Consider the following 24,102-nt stretch of genomic DNA (forward strand, 5'->3'; position numbering starts at 1 on the left):
GGGAGGGCACGCGCGGGCTAACCCACCGCCCGCCCGTTCACCCAGACCTGCGCCACGGCGCGGTCGTCGCCCATCATGATCGTGGCAAAGACCGCCTCCCATATGTCCGACACATTGGCCGCCCGCTGCGCAATCGCGGGCGTCGAGGCGAGGTCGAGCACGCAAATGTCCGCCTCGTATCCCGCAGCCAGCGTGCCGATGCGGTCGTGCAGATGCAGGCTGCGCGCCGATCCGGCGGTGGCCAGCCACAACAATTGCCGCGCGTGCAGCGGTGTGCCGCGCAACTGGCCGATCTCATAGGCCGCGGCCATCGTGCGCAACATCGAAAACGATGACCCGCCACCGGTGTCGGTGGCCAGTCCCACGGCAATCCCGCGCGCTGCCAGCCCTGCCAGATCCATCAGGCCCGACCCGATAAAGGTGTTCGATGTGGGGCAATGCACCACCGCCGCGCCGACCTCGGCCAGCCGGTCGACCTCGCGCGGCTCCATATGGATCGCGTGGCCGTACACCCCGCGCGCGCCCAGCAGCCCGTGCGCCTCGTAAGTGTCCAGATAGTCACGGGCCTGCGGATACAGGTCGCGGACCCAGGCAATCTCGTCCACCTGTTCCGACAGATGTGTCTGCATCAGGCAATCGGGGTGTTCGGCCCACAGCGCGCCAAGCGCCTCAAGCTGTTCGGGCGTTGACGTGGGCGAAAAGCGCGGCGTGATTGCATAGTGCGCGCGGCCCGTCCCATGCCAGCGGGTCAGCAATGCCTTGCTGTCGTCATAGGCGCTTTGCGCCGTGTCACGCAGGGTGTCAGGGGCGTTGCGGTCCATACAGGTCTTGCCCGCCACCACCCGCATGTCGCGGTCCGCTGCCGCCCGAAAGAACGCATCGACAGACGTGGGGTGGATGGTGGCAAAGGAACACATCGACGTGGTGCCATGGGCCAGCGCCAGATCCAGATAGCTGTTCGACACCTGTGCGGCATAGTCCGCGTCGCCAAAGCGGGATTCCTCGGGAAAGGTATAGGTGTTCAACCAGTCGATCAGCCGCTTGCCCCAGCTCGCAATGATCGCGGTCTGCGGGTAATGCACATGGGCATCGACGAAACCGGGCAGGATCAGCCGGTCTGCGTGGCTGTGCACCGTGGCTTGCGGCGCCTGCGCGCGCAGGATTTCGGCGGGTGCGACAGCGACAATGCGGCTGCCTTCGATCAGCACGCCGTGACCGGCATGGATCTGCACCGCATCGGGGGCGGCGAACGGGTCGCCCGTGGTCACCAGCACATGGCCGGTCAGAAGGATCTGTTTGCTCATGCAGCGCACGTTAAGCGCGCAAAGCGCAAAGGTAAATTGACCTTTGCCGCCGCCGCACCATTGTGTACCGAAACCGCCGCCCTTATGGTCGCGGACGCAACGCGGGGACCGGGCCATGGCTGACGACATCGAGACGATTGAAAACGAGGCCAAGGTCGAAGAGGAACGCTCGGACGAGGCCTATCAGCTTGACCGCAAAGCGGTCAGCGCGATCCTTTATGCGGTCGATATCGAAGATCAGGCCAAGCTGATCGAACTGATGGAGCCACTGCACCCGGCTGACATCGCCGACCTTCTGGAACAGGTCAACGCTTTCGACCGCACAAGGTTGATCCGGCTCTATGACCGAGAGTTCGACGGCGACATCCTGTCGGAGCTGGATGAAAGCATTCGCGACGAAGTGATCGCGATCCTGACGCCGCAGGTTTTGACGCAGGCGGTGCGCGATCTGGACAGCGACGACGTGGTCGATCTGGTCGAGGACATGGACGACACCCAGCAGGGTGCGATCCTTGACGCCCTTGAGGATGCCGACCGTCTGGCCGTGCAACAGGCCCTGTCGTACCCTGAATTCTCGGCCGGCCGTCTGATGCAGCGCGAGGTGGTGATGGCCCCCGAACACTGGACCGTGGGCGACGCCATCGACCACCTGCGCAGCTCGTCCGAAGAGGATCTGCCCGACCAGTTCTATCACATCGTCGTGGTCGATCCCCGTCTGCACCCCGTTGGCAATGTCACGCTGGGCAAGATGATGCGCTCGCGCCGTGATGTGCCGCTGCTGGAAATTGTCGAGCCGACGTTTCGGGTCATTCCCGCGACGCAGCCCGAAAGCGACGTGGCCTATGCGTTCAACCAGTACCACCTGATCTCGGCCCCCGTGGTCGACGACGAGGGCCGCCTGATCGGTCTGATCACCATCGACGATGCGATGGCCGTGCTGGACGAAGAACACGAAGAAGACATCATGCGTCTGGCCGGTGTGGGCGAGGGGTCGTTGTCGGACCGTGTGATCGAGACGACCAAACAGCGGATGCCGTGGCTTGCGGTGAACCTGCTGACCTCGATCGCGGCATCGCTGGTGATTGCGCAATTCGAGGTGGCGATTGCGCAGATCGTGGCGCTGGCCGTGCTGATGCCCATCGTGGCGTCTATGGGTGGCAACGCGGGCACCCAGTCGCTGACCGTGGCCGTGCGCGCCATCGCAACCAAGGATTTGACCGGCAGCAACGTCTGGCGGGTGATCCGGCGCGAGGTGCTGGTGGGGCTGTTCAACGGGCTGTTGTTTGCGGTTGTCATGGGGCTGGTTGGACTGGCGTGGTTCGGTTCACCCGAACTGGGCTATGTGATTGCCGCCGCGATGGTGGTGAACATGGTGGTTGCAGGCTTTGCCGGAACGGTCATTCCGGTGGTTCTGGACCGTGTTGGGGTGGACCCCGCGCTGGCCTCGGGCGCGTTCGTGACGACGGTGACGGATGTGGTCGGCTTCTTTGCCTTCCTCGGGCTGGCGGCGGCAGTTCTGCTGTGACGCTTGAGGCGCAAAAGGCAGCGGCGCGCAAGGTGGCCTTTGCCCGCCGCAAGGTGGCGTTTGACACCGCAGCACCGGCCGCCTGCGGTGTGCTGTCGGAACTGCTGGCAGGGCACCGGGGCGTGCCGCTTGCGGGATACGTACCCATTCGCACCGAGATTGATCCGCTGGCGGCGATGGCCGAAGCGTCGGCCTATGGCCCCGTCGGCGTGCCGGTGATCCAGGGGGCAGGGCTGCCGTTGCAGTTTTCGCAATGGGAACCGGACATGCCCCTGCGCGACGGCCCCTTTGGCGCGCGGGTGCCGATGGTCGACGCGTGGATGGTGCCGCAGATCGTGATCGTGCCGCTGGTCGCCTTTGACCGGCGCGGCGGGCGGTTGGGCTATGGCGGCGGCTTCTATGACCGCACGCTGCAAGGGCTGCGCGCGCGGGGGCCGGTGCTGGCCGTCGGCTTTGCCTTTGCCGCGCAAGAGGCCGAGGCGTTGCCGTTGGAAGAAACCGACCAGCCGCTGGACATGATTGTGACCGAGACGGGTGTGATCCAGTTCTGATGGGGATCTTTGGGGGCTTTGCCCCCGCGCCTTGCGGCGCTCCCCCAGGATATTTTTGGCCAAAAGAAGTTGGGGGGCTTGTTTGCAGGGCTTGGTGGCGCTTATGAGGGCCGCATGAAGATATTGTTTTTAGGCGATGTGATGGGCCGCGCGGGCCGACAGGCGGTGTCCCAGGGGCTGCCCAAGCTGCGCGAAGCGTGGAAGCTGGATTTTGTCGTGGTCAACGGCGAGAACGCGACCTCGGGGATGGGGCTGTCGGCGGCACATGCGCGCGGCATTCTTGAAGCGGGCGCGGATTGTGTGACGCTGGGCGACCATGCGTTCGACCAGAAGGACATGTTGCAGTTCTGCGAGGCCGAGCCGCGCATCATCCGGCCGCTGAATTTCTCCAAATCGGCCCCCGGCAAGGGCGCGCGTCTGTTCGAGGCACGGGGCGGGCGCAAGGTTTTGGTCTGTCAGGCGCTGGGTCAGGTGTTCATGAAACGCCCCTTTGACGATCCGTTTTCGGCCACCGAACAGGTGTTCCGCACGCATCCCTTGGGCGGTCAGGCGTCGGCGGTGATTGTCGATTTTCATTGCGAGGCGACCAGCGAGAAGATGGCCATGGGCCATTGGTGCGACGGGCGTGCGTCCCTGGTCGTGGGCACCCACACCCACGTGCCGACGGCGGATGCGATGATCTTGAAGAAAGGCACCGCTTATCTGACCGATGCGGGCATGTGCGGCGATTACGACAGCGTCATCGGAATGCAACGTGACGAGCCGCTGCGCCGGTTCATCACCGGTATGCCCAAGGAACGGTTCACGCCCGCACTGGGCGAGGTGACCCTGTCAGGCGTCTACATCGAGACCGACGACAAGACCGGCAAGGCGACGCGGATCGAAATGGTGCGCCAGGGCGGACGCTTGCCGTCTGCGGGGCCATCGCCGGTTGCCTGAAAAGCGGTGTTCGGGTCGCATTGTTGATCTGACAAGTGTGCGGATGCACGCATGTGCTTGCAGCGCCCTGTCTGATCGGCAAAAGTGTCCAACGGGCATTTTCACAAGGTAGAGCCGCCACATATGGGCATTTTCCAGCTTTCGCAGACCGGCAGTGCGGTTTTGACGCTGACCATTGTCGGGATCATGTTCATCCTGTTCCTGCGCGAAACCTTTCCGACCGAGGTTGTTGCGATTACCGGTGCTGCCGTGATGCTGGCCACCGGCGTTCTGCCCTATGACGCGGCGCGGCTGGTGCTGGCGAACCCGGCCCCTTGGACCATCGCGGCGATGTTCATCATCATGGGCGCGCTGGTGCGCACCGGTGCGCTGGATGCGTTTACTGCGCTGGCCAGTCGCCATGCCCGCACCAATCCGGCGCTGGCGATCGGCATGCTGATGGCCTTTGTCGTGTTGGCCAGCGCCATCGTCAGCAACACGCCGGTGGTTGTGGTGATGATCCCCGTGTTCATGCAAATCTCCAAAACCATGGGGCTGGCCCCGTCCAAGCTGTTGATCCCGCTGAGTTATGCCGCGATCCTGGGCGGCACGCTGACGCTGATCGGGACCTCGACCAACCTGTTGGTCGACGGCGCGGCGCGGGCCAATGGCATGGCACCGTTCTCGATTTTCGAGGTCACGCCATTGGGTGCCATTCTGGTGGTCTGGGGCATGATCTATCTGCGGTTTGTCGCACCCTGGCTGCTGCCAGACCGCGACAGCATGGCCAACCTGCTGAGTGACAAACGCAAGATGAAGTTTTTCACCGAAGCCGTGATCCCCCCCGACAGCAACCTTATCGGGCGCGAGGTGTCGGGCGTGCAACTGTTCAAACGCGAAGGCGTGCGGCTGATCGACGTGGTGCGCGGTGACCAGTCGCTGCGGCGCAATCTGGGCGCTGTCAGCCTGCAAGTGGGCGACCGCGTGGTGCTGCGCACGCAGATGACGGAACTGCTAAGCCTGCAAAGCAACAAGGAACTCAAGCGCGTCGATCAGGTGTCTGCGGTGGAAACCCAGACGGTCGAGGTTTTGATCACCCCCGGCTGCAAGATGATCGGGCGGTCGCTTGGGTCGATGCGGCTGCGGCGGCGGTACGGGGTCTATACGCTGGCGGTGCACCGGCGAAACCAGAACATCGGCCAGCAACTGGACGATTTGGTGGTGCGCGTGGGCGACACGCTGCTGCTGGAAGGCGCGCAGGAAGACATCGCACGGCTGGCGTCCGACATGGACATGGTCGATGTTTCGCACCCGTCAAGCCGTGCGTTCCGGCGCGGACATGCCCCGATTGCTGTGGGCGCGCTGATCGGCATCGTGGCGCTTGCTGCTTTTGGCGTGGCGCCGATCCTGCTGCTGAGCGTGCTGGCCGTGGCGATTGTTCTGATCACCGGCTGTATCGACGCGGACGAGGCGTTTGAATTCATCGACGGCAGCCTGCTGGCGTTGATCTTTGCGATGCTGGCGATTGGCGCCGCACTTGAGGCGTCGGGCGCCGTGGCCCTGATTGCCAACGGCATCGCCCCTGTAATCTCGGACCTGCCGCCGTTCTTCATCATCTGGGCGATTTACCTGCTGACCAGCGTGCTGACCGAACTGGTCAGCAACAACGCGGTGGCCGTGGTGATGACGCCGATTGCCATCGGTTTGGGCAGCGCGCTGGGCATTGATCCACGCGCGCTGGTGGTGGCGGTGATGGTCGCGGCCAGCGCATCGTTTGCCACGCCCATCGGGTATCAGACCAACATGCTGGTCTATGGCCCCGGCGGCTACAAGTTCACCGACTTTATGAAGGTGGGCATTCCGCTGAACCTGAGCATCGGATTGCTGGCCTCGGCGGTGATCCCGTTCCTGTGGCCGTTGTAATCATGCGCGACGAGGCAGCCGCACCGGTGGATATGGGGAAGGACGGGAAAACCTTGCGAAATGCAACCTACGGCATCGCACTGACCCTGATGATCGGCTGGCTGCTTTGGATCGGACAGCCGGTGCTGTTGCCGGTGTTGGCGGCGCTGATCTCGGTCTATATCCTGCTGACCGCTGCCGAGAGTATGCAAAAGCTGCCCGTCGTTGGCCGCCTGCCGGATTGGGCGCGGCGCGCGCTGATCCTGCTGGTGTTCACCCTGTTCGTGATCCTGCTGTTCATTCTGGTGTTGAACAACCTGTCGCAAGTGGCCGCCGCCCTGCCAAGTTACGAGCAGAACCTGGAAAACCTGATCACCCGCAACGCCAGCCTGCTGGGGATCGAAGACGAGCCGACATGGGCCAACGTGCGTGCAGTCACGCTGGATCAGGTCGATTTCCGGTCTTGGATCGCGCCGGCCCTGCTGTCCTTGCGCGGGTTTGGCACCACGCTGTTTCTGGTCGTGCTGTATGCCAGCTTTTTCATTGCGGAACGCGGCGCAATGACCCGCAAGGTGGTGGTCGCCATGGGCGGAGAAGAGGCCGGCGGCCGCGCGATTTCGCTGCTGTCGCGGGTCAACGAGCGGATCGGGCAATACCTGTTCGTGAAAACGACGCTGAACGTGATCCTTGGCGTCGCCTGTTATGTCATCATGCTGGTGCTGGGGATCGAGTTTGCACTGTTCTGGGCGGTGCTGATCGCGTTCCTGAACTACATACCCTATATCGGATCGCTGATCGGCGTGCTGTTTCCCGTGCTGCTGAGCCTTGCGCAATTCGGCACGCTTAGTATGGCTGCCACGGTGCTGGTGGCGCTGACCACGGCGCAGGTGGTGGTGGGTGCCTATCTTGAACCGCGGATGATGGGGCGGGCGTTCAACCTTAGCCCCTTTGTGGTGCTGCTGGCGCTGGCGTTCTGGAGCACGCTTTGGGGACTGCCCGGTGCGTTGCTGGCGGTGCCGCTGACGGCCAGCCTGGTGATCGTGCTGGCCGAGATCAAATCGGCGCGTCCCATCGCGGTGCTGCTGTCGGCCAGCGGCAAGATCTGAAGGGGCAGCGCGCATCGGCGGTGGGGGCGGGATAACCGGCGTACGAGGGATGATCTGACCGAATTGCGAGCAAGCCGCCCTTTGCGATAGCTGCGGCGAAAGGTCGGGGTTGGGGCCTCTTTACCGCGCTTCTGTATCGCAGTGAACGTCGGCTTTGGCTGGAGTGGCGCGAATACTTATCAGTCAGCTTCGCGCCACGAATACGGATGCTAGTCCTCGACAGAGGCTTTTAGCTCTGCGTTGAAGGTTTGATACATCGGCAACAACTGAGCCACAAAGTTCGCCGCATAGGGGTTGTCGACCACCTCGTCGGACTGGATGAACAGGGTCTGATCACCACAGGCTTCGACGCGATAGAGATGGTTGTCGTGACCGCCGCCAATGTCGTCAGAGAACGGGTCGGACCAGCCGAAGGATTGTCCATCTTCATACATAAGCGTGTGAGGGATCTCCATTAAATTGGGTTCACCTTTCTCATCCGATCCGAAGATAAAGCTGATCGTGACCTTCCCGCCGTCTTGGATGTCTCCGGTCATGCCCTGCAATGTACTGCTGCTCCAGCCCGCCATGTTGTCAAAGTCGGTCAGGGTTGCCCAGACATCCTTCGGGGCGGCGTTGATAAGCACCGATGTATCGACTGTGGCATGGGTCGGGCTGAGCTGCGCGATGCTGCCGCTCATCAAGCGTGCATCGCAGGACGTCTCTGCCGCCAAAGGTGCGCTGAACGCGATTGCAAGCAATGGGGCGGCAAGTGCGGTTGATGTGAAGGGAAATGAACTGTGCATGGTGTTTCCAATCGAGATTGTGTTTCGGTTACGGAAAGGTTGGATAAAGGCGCGGCTACTTGCTGGGATCGCCTGATGCCCAGGCCACGCCATCACCGCGATCCATCGTCGCCATCTGCGCCATGTCTGCGTCGTCGATGGTGAAAGAAAACAGATCCAGGTTTTGCGCCATCCGTTCGGGGTTCAGGCTTTTGGGCAGAACGGCATAGCCATTCTGTACGCCCCATCGCAGCAAAAGCTGTGCTTCGGACACGCCGTACTTATGCGCCATATCTTTGAAGGCGGCACCATCACCCTTCATGTCATCGGTCTTGGCACTGTCCTGACCGGGCTCTGTGCGCCAGGTGGAGAGCGGGACAAGGCTGCTATAGGCAATCGGTGCGATGTCGTGCCGGGCCATATGGGCAAGCAGGCCAGGTTTCTGGGACCAGGGATGCAATTCGATCTGGTTGGCATCTGGCATCGGCAGGCCAGCGGCGCTGATCTCATCTAGATGTGCTTCGTTGAAGTTGCTCACGCCAATGGAACGGGCCATGCCAATCGCTTTCAGCTCCAGCAAGGCGCGCCATTGCTCCAGCCGCATGTCGCCGCCGTAAGGCGCGTGGATCAGATAGAGGTCCACATAATCCAATCCCAGACGTGACAGGCTTGCTTCGCATTCCTCAAGGGTTTGCGCGCCGGTTTTGGGCGCGTCGCCCCATGCGGGGTTTCCGGGCCAAAGCTTGGCCGTCACGAACAGATCAGCGCGCGATAACCCTTCGGCCTGCAACCCTTTCCTGATCCCGGCGCCAACCGTTTCCTCGTTGTGATAGCCCGAAGCGGTGTCGATGTGCCTGTAGCCTGTGGCGATAGCCGAACGGATTGCGGTTTCGGCATCGTCGTTCGAGATAAGATATGTACCGAACCCGACTGCGGGGATCGAGGTGTCAGCGTTGAGGGGATAGGTGGTTTGTGGTCCGGACATGCAGTGCTCCATTCATGCATCATGTTGATTGGAAGCTATGTGCGTGGCGACGATCCGTCCTGCCAATTTCTCCGGTATTTCTGCCAATTCCTCCGAATGGTTGGGAAATTGCGTGATCTCACGGAACACTCCTGATAAGGATCGCCAGAGGAGACGCCGATGATGTTTGAGAGATTGCAACACCTGTCAGCAGAGCTTTCAGCCCGCGAAATAGCAGGTTCGGTCAGAATTCTGCCCGCTGCGCATATATTTCAACGCGACGAAATTACCGCGTTCGAAGCTGTCGTTTATAACCCTGTAATCTGTCTGATCCTACAGGGGCGAAAGGAAATGCACTTCGGCGATCGCTTGGTTTCTCTGGCTGAGGGGGATGCACTCTTGGTCAGCCACGACTTGCCCGTGACGTCCAAAATAACCGAAGCCAGTTCCGATGCTCCGTACCGCGCACTAATTCTGTCTTTGGATGTTGGTATTCTGCGCAGCCTTTATGAACAGGTCGGAGATACGGTTTCTGACGCGCATGACGCGAAATCTCTCTCGGCGAGTGTCGCTGATCCCGCATGGGTCGATCCGATACTGCGCTATTTGGAATTGATGGATGCGCCCCTGGACGTGAAGGTCCTCGGCCCGATGATCTTGAGAGAAATCCATTACCGTCTTTTGCTGTCGCCGATTGGCGGCATGTTGCGGAACCTGTTGTCGGTCGACAGCCATGCCAGCCGTATCGCCAAATCCATCCAACAGATCAGGATCAACTTCCGAGAGCCGTTGGCGGTGGGCGAACTGGCCGAAGTGGCGGGGATGAGCCAGTCGTCATTTCACGAGCACTTCAAATCTGTGACTGGCACCTCGCCGTTGCAGTACCAGAAAGATCTTCGAATGATCGAGGCACGCGCACTGTTAGAGCGCGGTGCCCCTTCTGTATCCGTTGCAGGATTTGAAGTCGGCTATGAAAGCTCCACGCATTTCAGTCGCGACTACTCTCGCAAATTTGGATGCTCTCCCAAACACCACCTCGCGCGCGCATCCTAGTTTACGTCTGTGTTGCGCAACGCTGGCATGTAGACAAAAAAGGTCACCGGCAGCTAGGTCCGCTGGGCGGATCTTTCTGTACCCTGCGGCAGAGGTTCGGTTCGGCGCATATTTGCGAAACTTTTGGGTCTATTCGAGCTGGCAGGTCAAAGCGTTTTCGTGTGACCCAGCGGGTTTGCTTGCAAAACACCCCGCTCAGCCAATCGCCTGTGACCGCCCCGCATTGCGCCCCGAAAAGATGCAGCCACCCAGAAACGTTCCTTCCAGCGCGTTGTAGCCGTGGTATCCGCCGCCGCCAAAGCCCGCGACCTCTCCGGCAGCGAACAGCCCCGGCACCGGTGCGCCGTCTGCGCCGATCATCTGGCTGTCCAGATTGGTTTGCAGCCCGCCCAGCGTCTTGCGCGTCAGGATGTGCAGCTTGACGGCGATCAGCGGGCCGTTGGCCGGATCAAGAAAGCGATGCGGCTTGGCCGTGCGGATCAGCCGGTCGCCGCGATAGTGGCGCGCGGCGTGAATGGCCATCATCTGCGCATCCTTGCTGAACGGGTTGTCCACCTGCCTGTCGCGCGCTTCGATCTGCGCGCGCAAGGCGTCTGCGTTTAGCGGCACATCACCGATCCGGTTCATGCCCGCCACCAGCGTGTCCAGATCATCCGCCACCACGAAATCTGCGCCGTGGTCCTTGAACGCCTCGACCGGACCCGTGGCGCGTTTGCCTGACAGGATGCGCTGGCGGATCACCTCGGACCATTTGGCCGAGGTGAAATCGGGGTTCTGCTCGGACCCGGACAGGGCAAATTCCTTTTTGATGATCTTCTGGGTCAGGATGAACCAGCTATAATCATACCCCGTGGACAGGATCGCCCGCAGCGTGCCCATGCTGTCGAAACCGGGCAGGGCAGGCGGGGCAAAGCGTTTGCCAGTGGCATCGAACCACATGGACGATGGCCCCGGCAGGATGCGGATGCCGTGGGCGGGCCAGATCGGGTCCCAGTTTTGCACCCCTTCGGTGTAGTGCCACATGCGGTCGCCGTTGATCACATGGCCGCCCGCCTGTTCTGATATGGCGATCATGCGCCCGTCGACGTGGGCGGGCACCCCCGCGATCATCTGTTTCGGCGCAGGGCCAAGCCGCTTGGTCGGCCACGCCTTGCGCACCAGTTCGAAATTGCCGCCGATCCCGCCCGAGGTGACGATGACCGACGCGGCGTTCAGCGTGAATTCGCCCACCGCATCGCGGTTGGTCGATGCGCCGCGCGGTGCCGCGTCATCTGCCAGCACCGTGCCCGACACGCCGGTGGCGGCCCCGTTGGTCATGTCGATGCGGTCAACCTGGTGGCGAAAGCGAAAGGACAACAAACCGGCGCCTTCGTGCTCGATACAGCGGCGGGCAAAGTGTTGCATGGTGCCGGGGCCGGTGCCCCATGTGATGTGAAAGCGCGGCACCGAATTGCCATGTCCGTCGGCAAAGCCGCCGCCGCGCTCGGCCCAGCCCACCACCGGAAACCAGCGCAGGCCCATGCTATGCAACCACGGTCTCATCTCGCCTGCGGCAAAGTCGATATACGCCTCGGCCCATTTGCGCGGCCAAGCGTCCTCGGCGCGGTCAAACTGCGCGCTGCCCATCCAGTCGGACAGCGCCAGATCGCGGCTGTCGCGGATGCCCATGCGCCGCTGTTCGGGGGTGTCGACCATGAAGAGCCCACCAAGGGACCAGAACGCCTGACCCCCCAACCCGCTGCGCGGTTCCTGATCGACGACGATCACCCGCTTGCCACGGTCCCCCAGCTCGGCGGCAGCGGCCAGTCCGGCCAGCCCTGCGCCCACAATGATGGCGTCTGCCTGTTCCATGATGTCCTCCCCTGAACGGAAGCGTAAACGCGCAGGGGGGCAGGGGGCTAGGGTTTTTTGGGATGCCTTACAGTGGCCAGAAAAACAGGATCGCCGGGATCGACACGCAGACCACGATGATCTCCAGCGGCAGCCCCATGCGCCAGTAATCGCCAAAGCGATAGCCGCCGGGGCCAAGGATCAGCGTGTTGTTCTTGTGTCCGATGGGCGTCAGGAACGCCGAGGACGCGGCCACCGCGACCGCCATCAGGAACGGGTCGGGGGATACGTTCAAGCTTTGCGCCATCTGGATGCCCACGGGGGCCGCGACGATGGTGGTGGCGGTGTTGTTCAGCACGTCCGACAGGGTCATGGTGACCACCATCAGTACGCTCAGCACCACCCAGGCCGGCATCCCGTCGGTCAGGCTGACCAGCGCACCCGAAATCAGCTCGGTGCCGCCCGACGTTTCCAGGGCCGCGCCCAGTGGGATCATCGACCCCAGCAGAACGACAACCGGCCATTCGATATGCGTGTACAACTCGGACAGCGGCACGATGCGCGCCAGAACATAGGCGATCACCACAAGGCCCAGGGCAACGGGCAGGTAAATCAGGCCAAAGCTGGCCGCAGCCACCGCACCGCCAAACAGGCCGATGGCCAGCCAGACCTTGGAATTGTCGGTCACCGCCAGCCCGCGGTCCGCCAGCGGCAGCACGCCCAGCCAGTCGGTGACATGGCCTGCGGTATCGCGCGGCACCAGCAGCAACAGGATGTCGCCCGCCTGCAATTCCGTCTTGCGCAGTTGCGAGGTGATCTTGCGCCCCTGACGCGAAATGCCCAGCAGCACGGTGCGCTGGCGCCACGCCAGCCCCACGGTCTGCGCCGACCGGCCATCCAGACGCGAGCCTTCGGGGATCACGACCTCGATGATCTCGACGCCTTCGCCGTCGGCATTCAGCCGCTCTTCACGTTCGGCATCCGCCACGCTCAGCTTCAGGGTCGAGCGGAATTCGTCCAGCGCGTCGGGCGTCGCCTCGATCACCAGCGCGTCACCGGCCTGCAATGCGATGTTGCGCGCCGAGCCATAGCGGCGGTTGCCGTCGCGGATCAGGCCCAGAACGGCCACATCGGCGCTGTCGGCTTCTTCTTGCAGCTCGGCGATGCGCTGGCCGATCAGCTTGCTGTCTTCGGGAATGATCAGCTCGGCAATGTACTGCGAGATGTCGTCGCGGTTCAGCGTGGCATCTTCGCGGCTGGGGATCAGCCGCCAGCCGATCAGCGCGACAAAGGCCAGACCGGCAATGGCAGAAATGCCGCCGACGGGGGCAAAGTCGAACATGCTGAACGGCGCGCCCAGCGATTCCTGCCGGATCGAGGCGATGATGATGTTGGGCGGTGTGCCGATCAGCGTGGCCATGCCGCCCAGGATGGTGGCAAAGCTCAGCGGCATCAGGCTCAGCCCCGGCTGGCGACCCGCCTTGCGGGCGGTCTGAATGTCGACCGGCATCAGCAACGCCAGCGCCGCCACGTTGTTCATGAACGCCGACAGAATGCCGCCCACAGCACCCATGATGGTGATATGCGCGCCCAGGCTGCGGCTTGCATCAATCAGCGTGCGGGTGATCAACATAACTGCGCCCGACCGCACCAGCCCCGCCGACACCACCAGCACCAGCGCCACGATCAGCGTGGCAGGATGCCCGAACCCGGAAAAAGCGTCTTTTTCCGGCACCACGCCCAGCACCACGCCGGTCATCAGGGCGGCGAATGCCACAAGGTCATAGCGGAAGCGGCCCCACAGCAGCAGCCCGAAGACGGCCCCGAACAGGGTGAAGAGGATGATTTGATCTGTTGTCATGCGCGGCAACCTAGAACGCAGGTGCGCGCGCGGCCAGTGCTATTTGGTGGGTTTGCGCGGGCGGCGGCGGGTCGGGGGCTTTGCCCCCGGCGCTTGCGCGCCTCCCCCAGGATTTTCTGAACCAGAGAAGCCGGACACAAGGGCCATATGTGGACGGGCTTGCGGCCCCCCTGTCCGGTGCACTATAGCAGCCAGCAAAGCCGCGTGGCGGCGCATGTCAGTAGTATATCGGAGGCGTTATGGCAGGCCACTCAAAATGGGCGAACATCCAGCACCGCAAGGGGCGTCAGGACAAGTTGCGCGCCAAGGTGTTTTCTAAGATGTCCAAGGAAATCACCGTGGCCGCCAAGATGGGCGACCCCGATCCCGACAAGAACCCGCGTTTGCGTCTGGCGATCAAGGAAGCCAAGTCGGTGTCGGTCCCCAAGGACGTGATCGACCGCGCGATCAAGAAAAGCCAGGGCGGCGACAGCGAGGATTACGAAGAAATCCGCTATGAGGGCTACGGCCCCAACGGTGTGGCCGTGATCGTCGAGGCGATGACCGACAACCGCAACCGCACTGCATCGGTCGTGCGCTCGACGTTCACCAAGAACGGCGGCAACCTGGGCGAAACGGGCAGCGTCGGGTTCATGTTCGACCGCAAGGGCGAGGTTGTCTATCCCGCCGCCATCGGTGACGCCGATACGGTCATGATGGCCGCCATCGAGGCAGGCGCCGAAGACGTGGAAAGCACCGAGGACGGGCACGTGATCTGGTGTGCCGACACGGATCTGAACGAAGTGTCCACCGCACTGGAAGCCGAGCTGGGCGAAAGCGACGCCACGCGTCTGGTCTGGAAACCCACCGTCACCACCGAAATGGATCTGGAAAGCATGCAAAAGCTGATGAAGCTGATTGATGCGCTGGAAGACGATGACGACGTGCAACGCGTCACCGCCAACTTTGAAGCCTCGGACGAGGTGATGGAACAGTTGGGCGAAGATTAAGCCTGGCCGTTGACCACTTCGGAACGCTGCCCTGCATCCGGGGCGGCGTTCTTGTTGCAGAACAGGCCGCGTGCGATGCTGCCCCACCCTTGGGGCGCATCGGCCTGCGGACGCTGCCGACGCAGGCGGCGCAGGACGGACCGCAACGCCGTCAGCCGCACTTCGGCGGTTTCGCCACCGGCGCGGACCTGAACGGACAAGATTTTCTCCTGCGTTTCCAAAGCACTTTCGATCATCTCGAATTCAGAGGCTGAGAGAACAAGGCTATGGGGCAGGGCGGACATCTTGGCGTTCCTTATGTTGATCAAGTCTTGGGCATATGGTGTAAGAATTGAGCCGCGCCAAGGCCTGTTCGACGTTTTATGACATAAAAATGACAGTTCTCACGCATCGGTGATTGCACTTCGCAGTTTGCGCAGGGGGCTGCGCTGCATTATGCAGCCGAACATCAGGCGCGGGGCAGGCATCATATGACATCGTTTTTGCCAGGGTTTTATCTGGGATTCTCGCTGATCCTGGCGATTGGCGCGCAGAATGCCTTTGTGTTGCGGCAGGGCTTGATGCGGTCGCATGTGTTCTGGGTCTGCCTGACCTGTGCGCTGTCCGACGCGCTGCTGATCAGCGCGGGCGTGGCGGGCTTCGGCGCACTGGCCGAGGCGGTGCCCTGGCTGGAAACCGTGATGCGCTGGTTCGGGGCGGCGTTCCTGCTGTGGTACGGTTGGCGCAACGCGGTCAGCGCGTGGCGGGGCGGTCAGGCGCTGGATGCAGCGGATGCACGGGGCGGATCGTTGCGCGCCACGTTGCTGGTGGTGCTGGCGCTGACGTGGCTGAACCCGCATGTCTATCTGGACACGCTGATGCTGCTGGGTGCGGTGTCGGCGCAATACCCGGACAAGCTGGCCTTTGGCGCGGGCGCCGTGACGGCCAGCTTCGTGTTTTTCTTCAGCTTGGGCTACGGCGCGCGGCGGCTGCGCCCGCTGTTCGCCAATCCGCGCAGTTGGCAGGTGCTGGACGTGCTGATTGCGCTGACCATGTGGGCGATTGCGGTCACGCTGATCTGGATGTGACGCTCACCCGCGCCGTTGCGAGGCTGCCCGCCCCGTGGTAACCGGTCGGCGTACCGCGTGGTGACCACATGACCCGACCCTCAAAGCTTTATATCCTTGGCGCGTCCTGCGCTGGCGTGTCAACGCTGGGGCGGGCGTTGTCGGCGCTCCTCGAGGTGCCGCAACTGGATGTGGACAGCTTTTACTGGCTGCCGACCGACCCGCCCTATACCACCAAACGCGCACCCGAAGACCGTGTGCAGATGATCCGGGCCGAACAGGCGCGCACCGATGGCTGGATCTTGTCCGGCTCGTTCATCGGCTGGGGCGAGGCGCTGGTGGATGACGTTGACCTGGTCATATTTGTGCACACGCCCACGCCGTTGCGGATGCAGCGGCTGGACGCCCGCGAGGCGCAGCGCCACGGCGCACGTATTCTGCCCGGCGGCGACATGCACGCGGCGCATCGGGCCTTTCGGGACTGGGCGTCACGCTATGACGATCCTGCGTTTTCGGGGCGCAATCGGGCGCAACATGATCAATGGCTTGGCACGCTGGACGTGCCTGTGCTGCGGCTGGACGGGGCGCAATCCACGGCGACGCTGCTGGATTCGGTTAGGGGCGAACTGGCCCGGGTCTAGGCTGCGCGCAGTTGCGAAAATAATAAGCGCAGTCAACACCATGCACGGCTGTCTTTCAAATCCTTGCACGCGGTCTCTTGCACCTCTCCGCGCGCTTGCCCATTGATGGCCCCATGATAAATGGACAAGAACCGCGCCCGATGACGGGCATTTTGTGGATGCTTGTGACGGGGCTGTGTTTTGTTGCCGTCACCGCGCTGGTCAAGTGGATGGGGCCGGGGATGCCGCCCTCGCAGGCCGCGTTCCTGCGCTATGTGCTGGGCATTGTGTTCCTGATCCCGATGCTGAAGGACGTGCGCCAGGCCAACTTGACACCGCGCCAGTGGAAGCTGTTCACCCTGCGCGGGCTGCTGCATTCGGTGGGCGTGTCGTTGTGGTTCTATGCCATGACCCGCATTCCCATCGCCGAGCTGACGGCGATCAACTATCTGGCGCCGGTCTTTGTCTCGATCGGGGCGGCGATCTTTTTGGGCGAACGGCTGGCGGCGCGGCGTATTTTTGCGGTGGTCGTGGCGCTGGTGGGAACGGCAATTATCCTGCGCCCCGGTTTCCGCGAGGTTGCCAACGGGCACATCGCCATGCTGGCCGCAGCGGCGGTGTTCTCGGGGTCCTATCTGTTGGCCAAAATCCTGTCGGACGAAGCAAAGCCGACGGTGGTGGTGTTCATGATGACGGTCTTTGTCAGCCTCGGACTTGCTCCGCTGGCGGCCATTGTCTGGGTCACGCCCACCTGGGAGCAGATCGGTATTCTGGCGCTTGTCGCGGTGTTTGCCCAAGCCGGACATTACACCATGACGCTGGCGTTTGCCGCGGCCCCGGTGACGGTGACGCAGCCCATCACATTCCTGCAACTGGTCTGGGCCACGCTGCTGGGCATGTTGGTGTTCAGCGAGCCGGTGGACATCTACGTGGTGCTGGGCGGGGTGCTGATCCTGGCCTCTGTCACCTTTATTACATGGCGCGAGGCGCAACTGAAACGCCGCCCGATCACGCCCACGATCAACGCCACAAAGGTCTGACGTTTTTTATTGATTGACTAGTCAGTAAAAACCCCTGATCCTGTGCTCCCATGGAATATGGGGGATATGGCCGTGCCCAAAGTGGGAATGGAACCGATCAGACGATCCGCATTGGTGCAGGCCACCATCGCCGAGATTGGGGCCGCGGGATCGCTGGATGTGACCGTGGGCCAGATCGCGCGTCGTGCAGGCATGTCCACGGCGCTGGCGCATCATTATTTCGGCGGTAAGGACCAGATTTTTCTGGCCGCCATGCGCCACATCCTGACCGAATACGCCACCGAAGTGCGCGCCGCCTTGGCCAAGGCCACCGGCCACGCTGACCGGGCCGCAGCCATCGTGCGCGGCAGCTTTGCCCAATCCTGCTTTGCCCCCGCCACTATCAGCGCGTGGATGACCTTTTACGGGCGCGCCGCGTCGCATCCTGAAACCCTGCGGCTGCTGCATCTGTACCAGCGGCGGTTGCGTTCGAACCTGACCCATGCCCTGCGCGGGGTCAGCGCCGATCCGGTGAACGACGCCGAAACCATGGCGGCCCTGATCGACGGTCTGTATTTGCGCGCGGCGCTGTCGGGCCGCGACGACCACGACGCCTGCGACGCAGCCCTGCGCACGCTGAACACCCTGATCGAGAGGCAGCCATGACCAAGACCGCAGCCAAACAACCCAACATCCTGATCTTCATGGTCGACCAGTTGAACGGAACGCTGTTCCCTGACGGCCCCGCCGATTGGCTGCATGCGCCCAACATCAAGAAACTGGCCGCCCGCAGCACACGGTTTCGCAACGCCTATACCGCGTCGCCCCTGTGCGCGCCGGGTCGGGCTGCGTTCATGTCGGGGCAATTGCCCAGCGATACCGGTGTCTATGACAATGCGGCCGAATTTGCCTCGTCCATCCCCACCTATGCCCACCACCTGCGACGCGCGGGCTATCACACCTGTCTGTCGGGCAAGATGCATTTTGTCGGCCCCGACCAGTTGCACGGCTTCGAAGAGCGTCTGACAACCGATGTCTACCCGCCCGATTTCGGCTGGACCCCCGACTATCGCAAGCCCGGCGAGCGGATCGAGTGGTGGTATCACAACATGGGCTCGGTCACCGGATCGGGCGTGGCCGAGATCACCAACCAGATGGAGTACGACGACGAGGTCGCCTATCACGCCACCCGCAAGGTCTATGATCTGGGCCGCCGTCACGACCCGCGCCCGTGGTGCCTGACCATCAGCTTCACCCACCCGCACGACCCTTACGTCGCGCGCAAGAAATACTGGGATCTGTACGAAGACTGCGCGCACCTGATGCCGCAGGTTGCGCCGATCCCTTATGACGAACAAGACTTCCATTCCAAACGCATCTTCGACGCCAACGACTGGCGCAGCTTTGACATATCGGACGACGACGTGCGCCGCTCGCGCCGCGCCTATTTCGCCAACATCAGCTATCTGGACGACAAGATCGGCGAAGTGATGGAGGCGCTGGAAGGCACGCGGCAAGAGGCGATCATCCTGTTCGTGTCCGACCACGGCGACATGCTGGGCGACCGCGGGCTGTGGTTCAAGATGTCGTTCTACGAAGGATCGTCGCGCGTGCCGCTGATGATCAGCGCGCCGCAGATGGAACCGGGGCTTGTGACCGAACCCGTCAGCAACATCGACGTCTGCCCCACCTTATGCGATCTGGCCGGTGTCAGCATGTCCGAGGTCGCCCCCTGGACCACCGGCATCAGCCTTGTGCCGCAAGGGCAGGGGACCACGCGCACCGAACCGGTGGCCATGGAATACGCCGCCGAAGCGTCCTATGCGCCGATGGTGTCGCTGCGGTCGGGCCGATGGAAATACAACCGCTGCGCGCTGGACCCGGACCAGTTGTTCGATCTGGACGCCGACCCGTTTGAGCTGACCAATCTGGCCGCTGACCCGGCCCATGCCGACACGCTGGAAGATTTCCGCGCGATGGCCGACACCCGCTGGGATCTGGACCAGTTCGACGCCGATGTGCGCATCAGCCAGGCCCGCCGCTGGGTGGTCTACGAGGCGCTGCGCGAGGGCGGCTATTACCCGTGGGATTACCAGCCGCTGCAAAAGGCATCGGAACGCTACATGCGCAACCACATGGATCTGAATGTGGTGGAAGAAAACGCAAGATATCCGCGCGGCGAATGAAACCGCTGCGTTGTAGCGTGAAACGTCGGAAGAGAATAAGCTGACGGCACGCACATCAAGGCCCAAAGGGCCAACACGGAGGGACCAATGCTAACCTATATCATCTCATTCGGAGTTCTGCTGGCGTTCGCGCTGGTGATCTTCTGCACCATCAAATGGTGGAACCTGCGGCTGGTGGGGCCTGACCCCGTCGGCCTGTTCACCTTTATCGCGATCCTGTTCACGTCCGGTCTGGACGTGGGCCTGATCATGTTCCCCATCGCCTTCGACTTTCCGCTCTATGCAGATGTGGCAACCGAACCGGCCTACGGGTTCACCAACCCGCTGGCGCTGGAATTCGGGTTCTGGGGCTTTCTGATCTGGGCGTTCTACTTTTTGACGGCGTTCTATTTCTGCGCAATCGAGCCACGGGTGAAATTCTTTCAGCATGGTCTGGTCAAGCTGATCAACAACCTGGTCATCATCACCACCTGCGCCTTCACTGGTGCGCTGTTCCTGATCTACATGCCCTATTACATCCCCGAAATGGGCGATGGCGAAACGGTGATACCTGCGTTTTACCTGATCTGTTTCCTGGTGATCCTTGCGGCGTCCTATTCGTCCACTGACATCAAATACGTGAAAATCCTGTCTGTCGGCTCCACGCTGGTCTTCTTTGCGCTGATCGTCGGCATGTGGATCAACGCAGGCATGTCGGGCGGCGAATTCGTCGACACCGTCAGCCTTGTCGGCGGCTATTTCGGCAACATCCACAAGTTCGTGATCCCGCTGACCGAATACCACGAATTCTACCTGTTCTGGTGGTTCGCGTGGTCGATCATGATCGGTCAGTTCACCTCGCGCTTTGTCGGCGGGCTGAAGACATGGCAACTGCTGGCGTCCTTGCTGGTGTTCCCGTCGATCCCGCTCGTGATCTGGTTCTCGGTTGCCTACTACTACCACCAGAACGCCATCGACATGACCGGACTGGTCAACTGGTCGATGACCGTGGTGGGCATCCTGTTCGTGATCAACTCGTTTGACTCGCTGATCCGGCTTTATACCGACAACCTGAACCTGACCACAGACCGCTATGGCAAAGTACAATACGTGCTGGGCAACGCCGCCCTGCTGTTCGTGCTGACGCTGGCATTCCAAAGCCAGTGGCTGCAAATCCAGTGGGTCGGGACGGTGGTGATCTGTCTGTACATTGCCTGCATTGCCTATGTCATCGGCAAGCGTGAAGCGATTTCCGACATGACCGAAACGCGGCCGCTTCCGGCCGAATAACCCAAACCCCTACGGTGGTCCGGCCTGCATAACGCGCCGGACCACCCCTTATTTTCAAGAGGCCCCCGAATGCAAACCCAACCCGCTGCCAGCCACTTTATCAACGGCCAATACGTCGAAGACACCGGTGGTGAAGCTTTTGACGTGATCTATCCCGCCACCGGCGAGGTGATCGCAAAGATGCATTCGGCGACCCCCGACATCATCAATCAGGCGCTGGACGCCGCGCGCGCCGCGCAACCCGCATGGGCGGCCATGTCCGGCACCGAACGCGGCCGCATCCTGCGCCGCGCTGCCGACATGATCCGCGAACGCAACCACGACTTGAGCATTTTGGAAACCTACGACACCGGCAAACCCTATCAGGAAACATCCGTCGCCGACGCCACCAGCGGCGCTGACGCGCTGGAGTATTTCGGCGGTCTGGCCGCCAGCCTGACGGGCGAACATATCGCATTGGGCGGTGGCAACTGGGTCTATACCATCCGCGAGGCCTTGGGCGTCTGCGTCGGCATCGGCGCATGGAACTATCCCACACAAATCGCCTGCTGGAAGGGCGCACCGGCGCTGGCCTGCGGCAATGCGATGGTGTTCAAACCGTCCGAAACCACGCCCCTGTCGGCGCTGAAAGTGGCCGAGATTCTGCACGAGGCTGGCCTGCCTGCGGGCCTTTACAACGTCGTTCAAGGTTTGGGCGATGTGGGGGCCGCGCTGGTGGTTGATCCGCGCGTCGACAAGGTGTCGCTGACCGGATCGGTGCCCACGGGCCGCAAGGTCTATGCCGCCGCTGCTGCTGGCATGAAACACGTGACCATGGAGTTGGGCGGCAAATCGCCCTTGGTCATCTTTGACGACGCCAATCTGGAAAACGCCGTCAGCGGCGCGATCATGGCCAACTTCTACTCCACCGGTCAGGTCTGCTCCAACGGCACCCGCGTGTTCGTCCAGAAGGGCATCAAAGAGGCGTTTCTGAAACGTCTGTCGGAACGGCTGGACAATGCGGTGATCGGTGACCCGATGGACCCCGACACCAGCTTTGGCCCGATGGTCAGCCAGCGCCAGATCGACATCGTCGACAGCTATATCGCCAAGGGCAAAGCCGAAGGCGCGCGGCTGGCCTATGGCGGCGACCGCATCGACCAGCCCGGTTTCTGGATTCAGCCCACTGTCTTTGCGGACGTCACCGATGACATGTCCATCGCCCGCGAGGAAATCTTTGGCCCCGTCATGGCAGTGCTGGATTTCGACGACGAGGCCGAAGTGATGGCCCGCGCCAATGACACCGAATATGGCCTTGCCGCCGGTGTCTTTACCAACGACCTGACCCGCGCCCACCGCGTCGCCGCCGGGTTCGAGGCAGGCACCTGTTTCATCAACACCTACAACGACGCGCCGGTCGAAGCGCCCTTTGGCGGGGTCAAAGCCTCGGGCGTGGGCCGCGAAAACTCCAAGGCGGCGATTGAACACTATTCCCAGGTGAAATCCGTCTTTGTGCGCATGGATGATATGGAGGCTCCCTTCTGATGACAGCCGATTACATCATCGTCGGCGCAGGCAGCGCAGGTTGCGCTGTCGCCTACCGTCTGGCCGAGGCGGGCAAATCTGTGCTGGTCATCGAACACGGCGGCACCGATGCGGGCCCGTTCATTCAGATGCCCGCAGCGCTCAGCTATCCGATGAACATGTCGATGTACGATTGGGGCTTTCAGTCCCAGCCCGAACCACACCTGAACGGCCGCCGTCTGGCGACCCCGCGCGGCAAGGTCATCGGCGGATCGTCCAGCATCAACGGCATGGTCTACGTGCGCGGCCACGCGATGGATTATGACCACTGGCGCGACAGCGGCGCCGAAGGCTGGGGTTATGCCGATGTGCTGCCCTATTTCAAACGCATGGAAAACTGGCACGCCAACGGCCACGGCGGTGATCCCGAATGGCGCGGCAAGGACGGCCCGCTGCATGTCACACGCGGCCCCCGCAAGAACCCGCTGTTCCAGGCCTTTGTCGATGCAGGGCGGCAGGCGGGCTATCAGGTCACCGACGACTACAACGGCGAGAAACAAGAGGGCTTTGGCCCCATGGAACAAACCGTGTGGATGGGCCGCCGCTGGTCCGCCGCCAATGCCTATCTGCGCCCTGCGCTGAAACACGAACATTGCACGCTGATGCGCGGGCTGGTGGAAAAGGTGGTGATGGAAGAGGGGCGCGCCGTCGGCGTGCAACTGGCCGGCGGCGAGATCGTGCGCGCAGGCCGCGAGGTGATCATCGCCGCGTCGTCGATCAACTCGCCCAAGATCCTGATGCTGTCGGGCATCGGCCCTGCCGCCCATCTGGCAGAACACGGCATCGACGTGGTTGCCGACCGCGCAGGCGTGGGCCAGAACCTGCAAGACCATCTGGAACTGTACCTGCAAGTCGCATCGCTGAAGAAAATCACGCTGTACCGCTATTGGAACCTGTTCTCCAAGGCGCGGATCGGCGCGCAATGGCTGCTGTCGAAAACCGGCCTTGGCACGTCCAACCAGTTTGAAAGCGCCGCCTTTATCCGCAGCAAGGCGGGCGTGAAATACCCTGACATCCAATACCATTTCCTGCCCATGGCCGTGCGCTATGACGGCAAGGCCGCAGCCGAAGGCCACGGCTATCAGGCCCACGTCGGCCCCATGCGCTCGGCCTCGCGCGGGGCGGTCACGCTGGCCTCGGCCAATCCGGAAGATGCGCCGAACATCCTGTTCAACTATATGTCCGACCCGCAGGATTGGGAGGATTTCCGCACTTGCATCCGCCTGACCCGCGAGATTTTCGCGCAAGAGGCGTTCAAGCCCTACTTCAAACACGAAATCCAGCCCGGTGCCGACGTGCAAACCGACGACGAGCTGGACGAATTCATCCGCGACGAGGTCGAAAGCGCCTATCACCCCTGTGGCACCTGCAAGATGGGCAGTGCCGACGATCCGATGGCCGTGGTCGATGCCCAGGGCCGCGTGATCGGGGTTGATGGCTTGCGCGTGGTGGACAGCAGTATTTTCCCGCGCATCACCAACGGCAACCTGAACGGCCCGTCGATCATGACCGGCGAAAAGATGGCCGATCACATTCTGGGCCGCAGCTTGCCTGCGATGAACGACGAACCCTGGATACACCCCGATTGGGAAACCCAGCAGCGTTAACCTCTGTCGTCGAATTCGGTTGAAG

The 24,102-nt window shown here is 62.3% G+C and carries 21 protein-coding genes; 15 read left to right on the forward strand and 6 right to left on the reverse strand.

All coding sequences use genetic code 11. The annotated features are described in order from the left end of the window. Nucleotides 1–17 precede the first annotated feature (17 nt). Nucleotides 18–1,304, reverse strand: coding sequence for a guanine deaminase (gene guaD, locus AAC077_RS17485; protein WP_339772272.1), 1,287 nt, complete (start codon nt 1,302–1,304; stop codon nt 18–20). 115 nt (nt 1,305–1,419) lie between these two features. Between guaD and mgtE the strand changes: the two genes are divergently transcribed. The 5 genes from mgtE (at nt 1,420) to AAC077_RS17510 (ending at nt 7,306) form a co-directional block, all read left to right on the forward strand. After that, nucleotides 1,420–2,829 carry a magnesium transporter gene (gene mgtE / locus AAC077_RS17490; protein ID WP_339772275.1) on the forward strand — a complete coding sequence of 470 codons (1,410 nt, stop codon included), beginning with the start codon at nt 1,420–1,422 and terminating at the stop codon, nt 2,827–2,829. Further along, a complete protein-coding gene (locus tag AAC077_RS17495; protein WP_339772280.1) occupies nt 2,826–3,380 on the forward strand; it encodes a 5-formyltetrahydrofolate cyclo-ligase in 555 nt (184 codons plus the stop codon). Before mgtE ends, AAC077_RS17495 begins: the two co-directional genes overlap by 4 nt. Before the next feature lie 114 nt (nt 3,381–3,494). Next, nucleotides 3,495–4,319 (forward strand): TIGR00282 family metallophosphoesterase, encoded by an 825-nt coding sequence (locus AAC077_RS17500; protein WP_339772283.1) that lies wholly within the window; start codon nt 3,495–3,497, stop codon nt 4,317–4,319. A 123-nt stretch (nt 4,320–4,442) separates the two neighbouring features. After that, nucleotides 4,443–6,221, forward strand: a complete 1,779-nt coding sequence (locus AAC077_RS17505) for an SLC13 family permease (protein WP_339772361.1) — start codon at nt 4,443–4,445, stop codon at nt 6,219–6,221. 53 nt (nt 6,222–6,274) lie between these two features. Next, nucleotides 6,275–7,306 (forward strand): AI-2E family transporter, encoded by a 1,032-nt coding sequence (locus AAC077_RS17510; RefSeq protein ID WP_339772286.1) that lies wholly within the window; start codon nt 6,275–6,277, stop codon nt 7,304–7,306. A gap of 209 nt (nt 7,307–7,515) precedes the next feature. Here AAC077_RS17510 and AAC077_RS17515 read toward each other — a convergent pair whose 3' ends face one another. Both AAC077_RS17515 and AAC077_RS17520 read right to left on the reverse strand, forming a co-directional pair. Next, on the reverse strand, nt 7,516–8,091 hold the full coding sequence (locus AAC077_RS17515; protein WP_339772289.1) for an SRPBCC family protein: 576 nt from the start codon (nt 8,089–8,091) through the stop codon (nt 7,516–7,518). Between the two features lie 55 nt (nt 8,092–8,146). Beyond that, nucleotides 8,147–9,055, reverse strand: a complete 909-nt coding sequence (locus tag AAC077_RS17520) for an aldo/keto reductase (protein WP_339772291.1) — start codon at nt 9,053–9,055, stop codon at nt 8,147–8,149. A 159-nt stretch (nt 9,056–9,214) separates the two neighbouring features. Here AAC077_RS17520 and AAC077_RS17525 point away from each other — a divergent pair, with 159 nt between their 5' ends. After that, entirely contained in the window at nt 9,215–10,087 is an 873-nt protein-coding gene (locus AAC077_RS17525) for an AraC family transcriptional regulator (RefSeq protein WP_339772294.1), read from the forward strand. Between the two features lie 195 nt (nt 10,088–10,282). Here the strand turns inward: AAC077_RS17525 and AAC077_RS17530 are convergent, their stop codons facing one another. Then, entirely contained in the window at nt 10,283–11,938 is a 1,656-nt protein-coding gene (locus AAC077_RS17530; protein ID WP_339772297.1) for an FAD-binding dehydrogenase, read from the reverse strand. Between the two features lie 67 nt (nt 11,939–12,005). Beyond that, on the reverse strand, nt 12,006–13,778 hold the full coding sequence (locus AAC077_RS17535; protein WP_339772300.1) for an SLC13 family permease: 1,773 nt from the start codon (nt 13,776–13,778) through the stop codon (nt 12,006–12,008). Between the two features lie 239 nt (nt 13,779–14,017). Between AAC077_RS17535 and AAC077_RS17540 the strand changes: the two genes are divergently transcribed. After that, nucleotides 14,018–14,767: a YebC/PmpR family DNA-binding transcriptional regulator gene (locus AAC077_RS17540; protein ID WP_339772302.1), complete on the forward strand. Its 750-nt coding sequence runs from the start codon at nt 14,018–14,020 to the stop codon at nt 14,765–14,767. Here AAC077_RS17540 and AAC077_RS17545 read toward each other — a convergent pair. Next, entirely contained in the window at nt 14,764–15,051 is a 288-nt protein-coding gene (locus AAC077_RS17545) for a hypothetical protein (RefSeq protein ID WP_339772304.1), read from the reverse strand. The two genes, AAC077_RS17540 and AAC077_RS17545, sit on opposite strands and share 4 nt — an antisense overlap. A 186-nt stretch (nt 15,052–15,237) precedes the next feature. Here AAC077_RS17545 and AAC077_RS17550 point away from each other — a divergent pair, with 186 nt between their 5' ends. The 8 genes from AAC077_RS17550 to betA all read left to right on the forward strand — a co-directional run bounded on the left by AAC077_RS17550 (nt 15,238) and on the right by betA (nt 24,077). Next, complete coding sequence (locus AAC077_RS17550) at nt 15,238–15,834, forward strand: LysE/ArgO family amino acid transporter (protein ID WP_339772307.1); 597 nt, start codon at nt 15,238–15,240, stop codon at nt 15,832–15,834. Nucleotides 15,835–15,902: 68 nt separating this feature from the next. Continuing rightward, a complete protein-coding gene (locus AAC077_RS17555) occupies nt 15,903–16,454 on the forward strand; it encodes an adenylate kinase (protein WP_339772309.1) in 552 nt (183 codons plus the stop codon). Between the two features lie 113 nt (nt 16,455–16,567). After that, nucleotides 16,568–17,473: a DMT family transporter gene (locus tag AAC077_RS17560; RefSeq protein ID WP_231033134.1), complete on the forward strand. Its 906-nt coding sequence runs from the start codon at nt 16,568–16,570 to the stop codon at nt 17,471–17,473. An 87-nt stretch (nt 17,474–17,560) separates the two neighbouring features. Then, nucleotides 17,561–18,118, forward strand: coding sequence for a transcriptional regulator BetI (gene betI, locus AAC077_RS17565; RefSeq protein WP_339772311.1), 558 nt, complete (start codon nt 17,561–17,563; stop codon nt 18,116–18,118). Next, nucleotides 18,115–19,638, forward strand: a complete 1,524-nt coding sequence (betC, locus tag AAC077_RS17570; protein ID WP_339772313.1) for a choline-sulfatase — start codon at nt 18,115–18,117, stop codon at nt 19,636–19,638. The genes betI and betC overlap by 4 nt, the downstream gene beginning before the upstream one ends. Nucleotides 19,639–19,725: 87 nt before the next feature. Further along, the gene (locus tag AAC077_RS17575; protein WP_339772316.1) at nt 19,726–20,907 is read left to right on the forward strand and encodes a BCCT family transporter; all 1,182 of its coding nucleotides are present in this window, start codon (nt 19,726–19,728) and stop codon (nt 20,905–20,907) included. 69 nt (nt 20,908–20,976) lie between these two features. Then, entirely contained in the window at nt 20,977–22,431 is a 1,455-nt protein-coding gene (gene betB, locus AAC077_RS17580) for a betaine-aldehyde dehydrogenase (protein ID WP_339772319.1), read from the forward strand. After that, complete coding sequence (betA, locus tag AAC077_RS17585; protein ID WP_339772321.1) at nt 22,431–24,077, forward strand: choline dehydrogenase; 1,647 nt, start codon at nt 22,431–22,433, stop codon at nt 24,075–24,077. The genes betB and betA overlap by 1 nt, the downstream gene beginning before the upstream one ends. Nucleotides 24,078–24,102: the final 25 nt, after the last annotated feature.

This window comes from uncultured Pseudosulfitobacter sp., from assembly GCF_963976325.1.
Classification (GTDB): Bacteria; Pseudomonadota; Alphaproteobacteria; order Rhodobacterales; family Rhodobacteraceae; genus Pseudosulfitobacter.

Coding starts and splice junctions, on each gene's coding strand:
- guaD (WP_339772272.1), bottom strand. CDS start 1,304: ATGAGCAAACAGATCCTTCTGACCGGCCATGTGCTGGTGACCACGGGC.
- mgtE (WP_339772275.1), top strand. CDS start 1,420: ATGGCTGACGACATCGAGACGATTGAAAACGAGGCCAAGGTCGAAGAG.
- AAC077_RS17500 (WP_339772283.1), top strand. CDS start 3,495: ATGAAGATATTGTTTTTAGGCGATGTGATGGGCCGCGCGGGCCGACAG.
- AAC077_RS17505 (WP_339772361.1), top strand. CDS start 4,443: ATGGGCATTTTCCAGCTTTCGCAGACCGGCAGTGCGGTTTTGACGCTG.
- AAC077_RS17515 (WP_339772289.1), bottom strand. CDS start 8,091: ATGCACAGTTCATTTCCCTTCACATCAACCGCACTTGCCGCCCCATTG.
- AAC077_RS17520 (WP_339772291.1), bottom strand. CDS start 9,055: ATGTCCGGACCACAAACCACCTATCCCCTCAACGCTGACACCTCGATC.
- AAC077_RS17525 (WP_339772294.1), top strand. CDS start 9,215: ATGATGTTTGAGAGATTGCAACACCTGTCAGCAGAGCTTTCAGCCCGC.
- AAC077_RS17530 (WP_339772297.1), bottom strand. CDS start 11,938: ATGGAACAGGCAGACGCCATCATTGTGGGCGCAGGGCTGGCCGGACTG.
- AAC077_RS17535 (WP_339772300.1), bottom strand. CDS start 13,778: ATGACAACAGATCAAATCATCCTCTTCACCCTGTTCGGGGCCGTCTTC.
- AAC077_RS17540 (WP_339772302.1), top strand. CDS start 14,018: ATGGCAGGCCACTCAAAATGGGCGAACATCCAGCACCGCAAGGGGCGT.
- AAC077_RS17545 (WP_339772304.1), bottom strand. CDS start 15,051: ATGTCCGCCCTGCCCCATAGCCTTGTTCTCTCAGCCTCTGAATTCGAG.
- AAC077_RS17550 (WP_339772307.1), top strand. CDS start 15,238: ATGACATCGTTTTTGCCAGGGTTTTATCTGGGATTCTCGCTGATCCTG.
- AAC077_RS17555 (WP_339772309.1), top strand. CDS start 15,903: ATGACCCGACCCTCAAAGCTTTATATCCTTGGCGCGTCCTGCGCTGGC.
- AAC077_RS17560 (WP_231033134.1), top strand. CDS start 16,568: ATGATAAATGGACAAGAACCGCGCCCGATGACGGGCATTTTGTGGATG.
- betI (WP_339772311.1), top strand. CDS start 17,561: ATGGAACCGATCAGACGATCCGCATTGGTGCAGGCCACCATCGCCGAG.
- betC (WP_339772313.1), top strand. CDS start 18,115: ATGACCAAGACCGCAGCCAAACAACCCAACATCCTGATCTTCATGGTC.
- AAC077_RS17575 (WP_339772316.1), top strand. CDS start 19,726: ATGCTAACCTATATCATCTCATTCGGAGTTCTGCTGGCGTTCGCGCTG.
- betB (WP_339772319.1), top strand. CDS start 20,977: ATGCAAACCCAACCCGCTGCCAGCCACTTTATCAACGGCCAATACGTC.
- betA (WP_339772321.1), top strand. CDS start 22,431: ATGACAGCCGATTACATCATCGTCGGCGCAGGCAGCGCAGGTTGCGCT.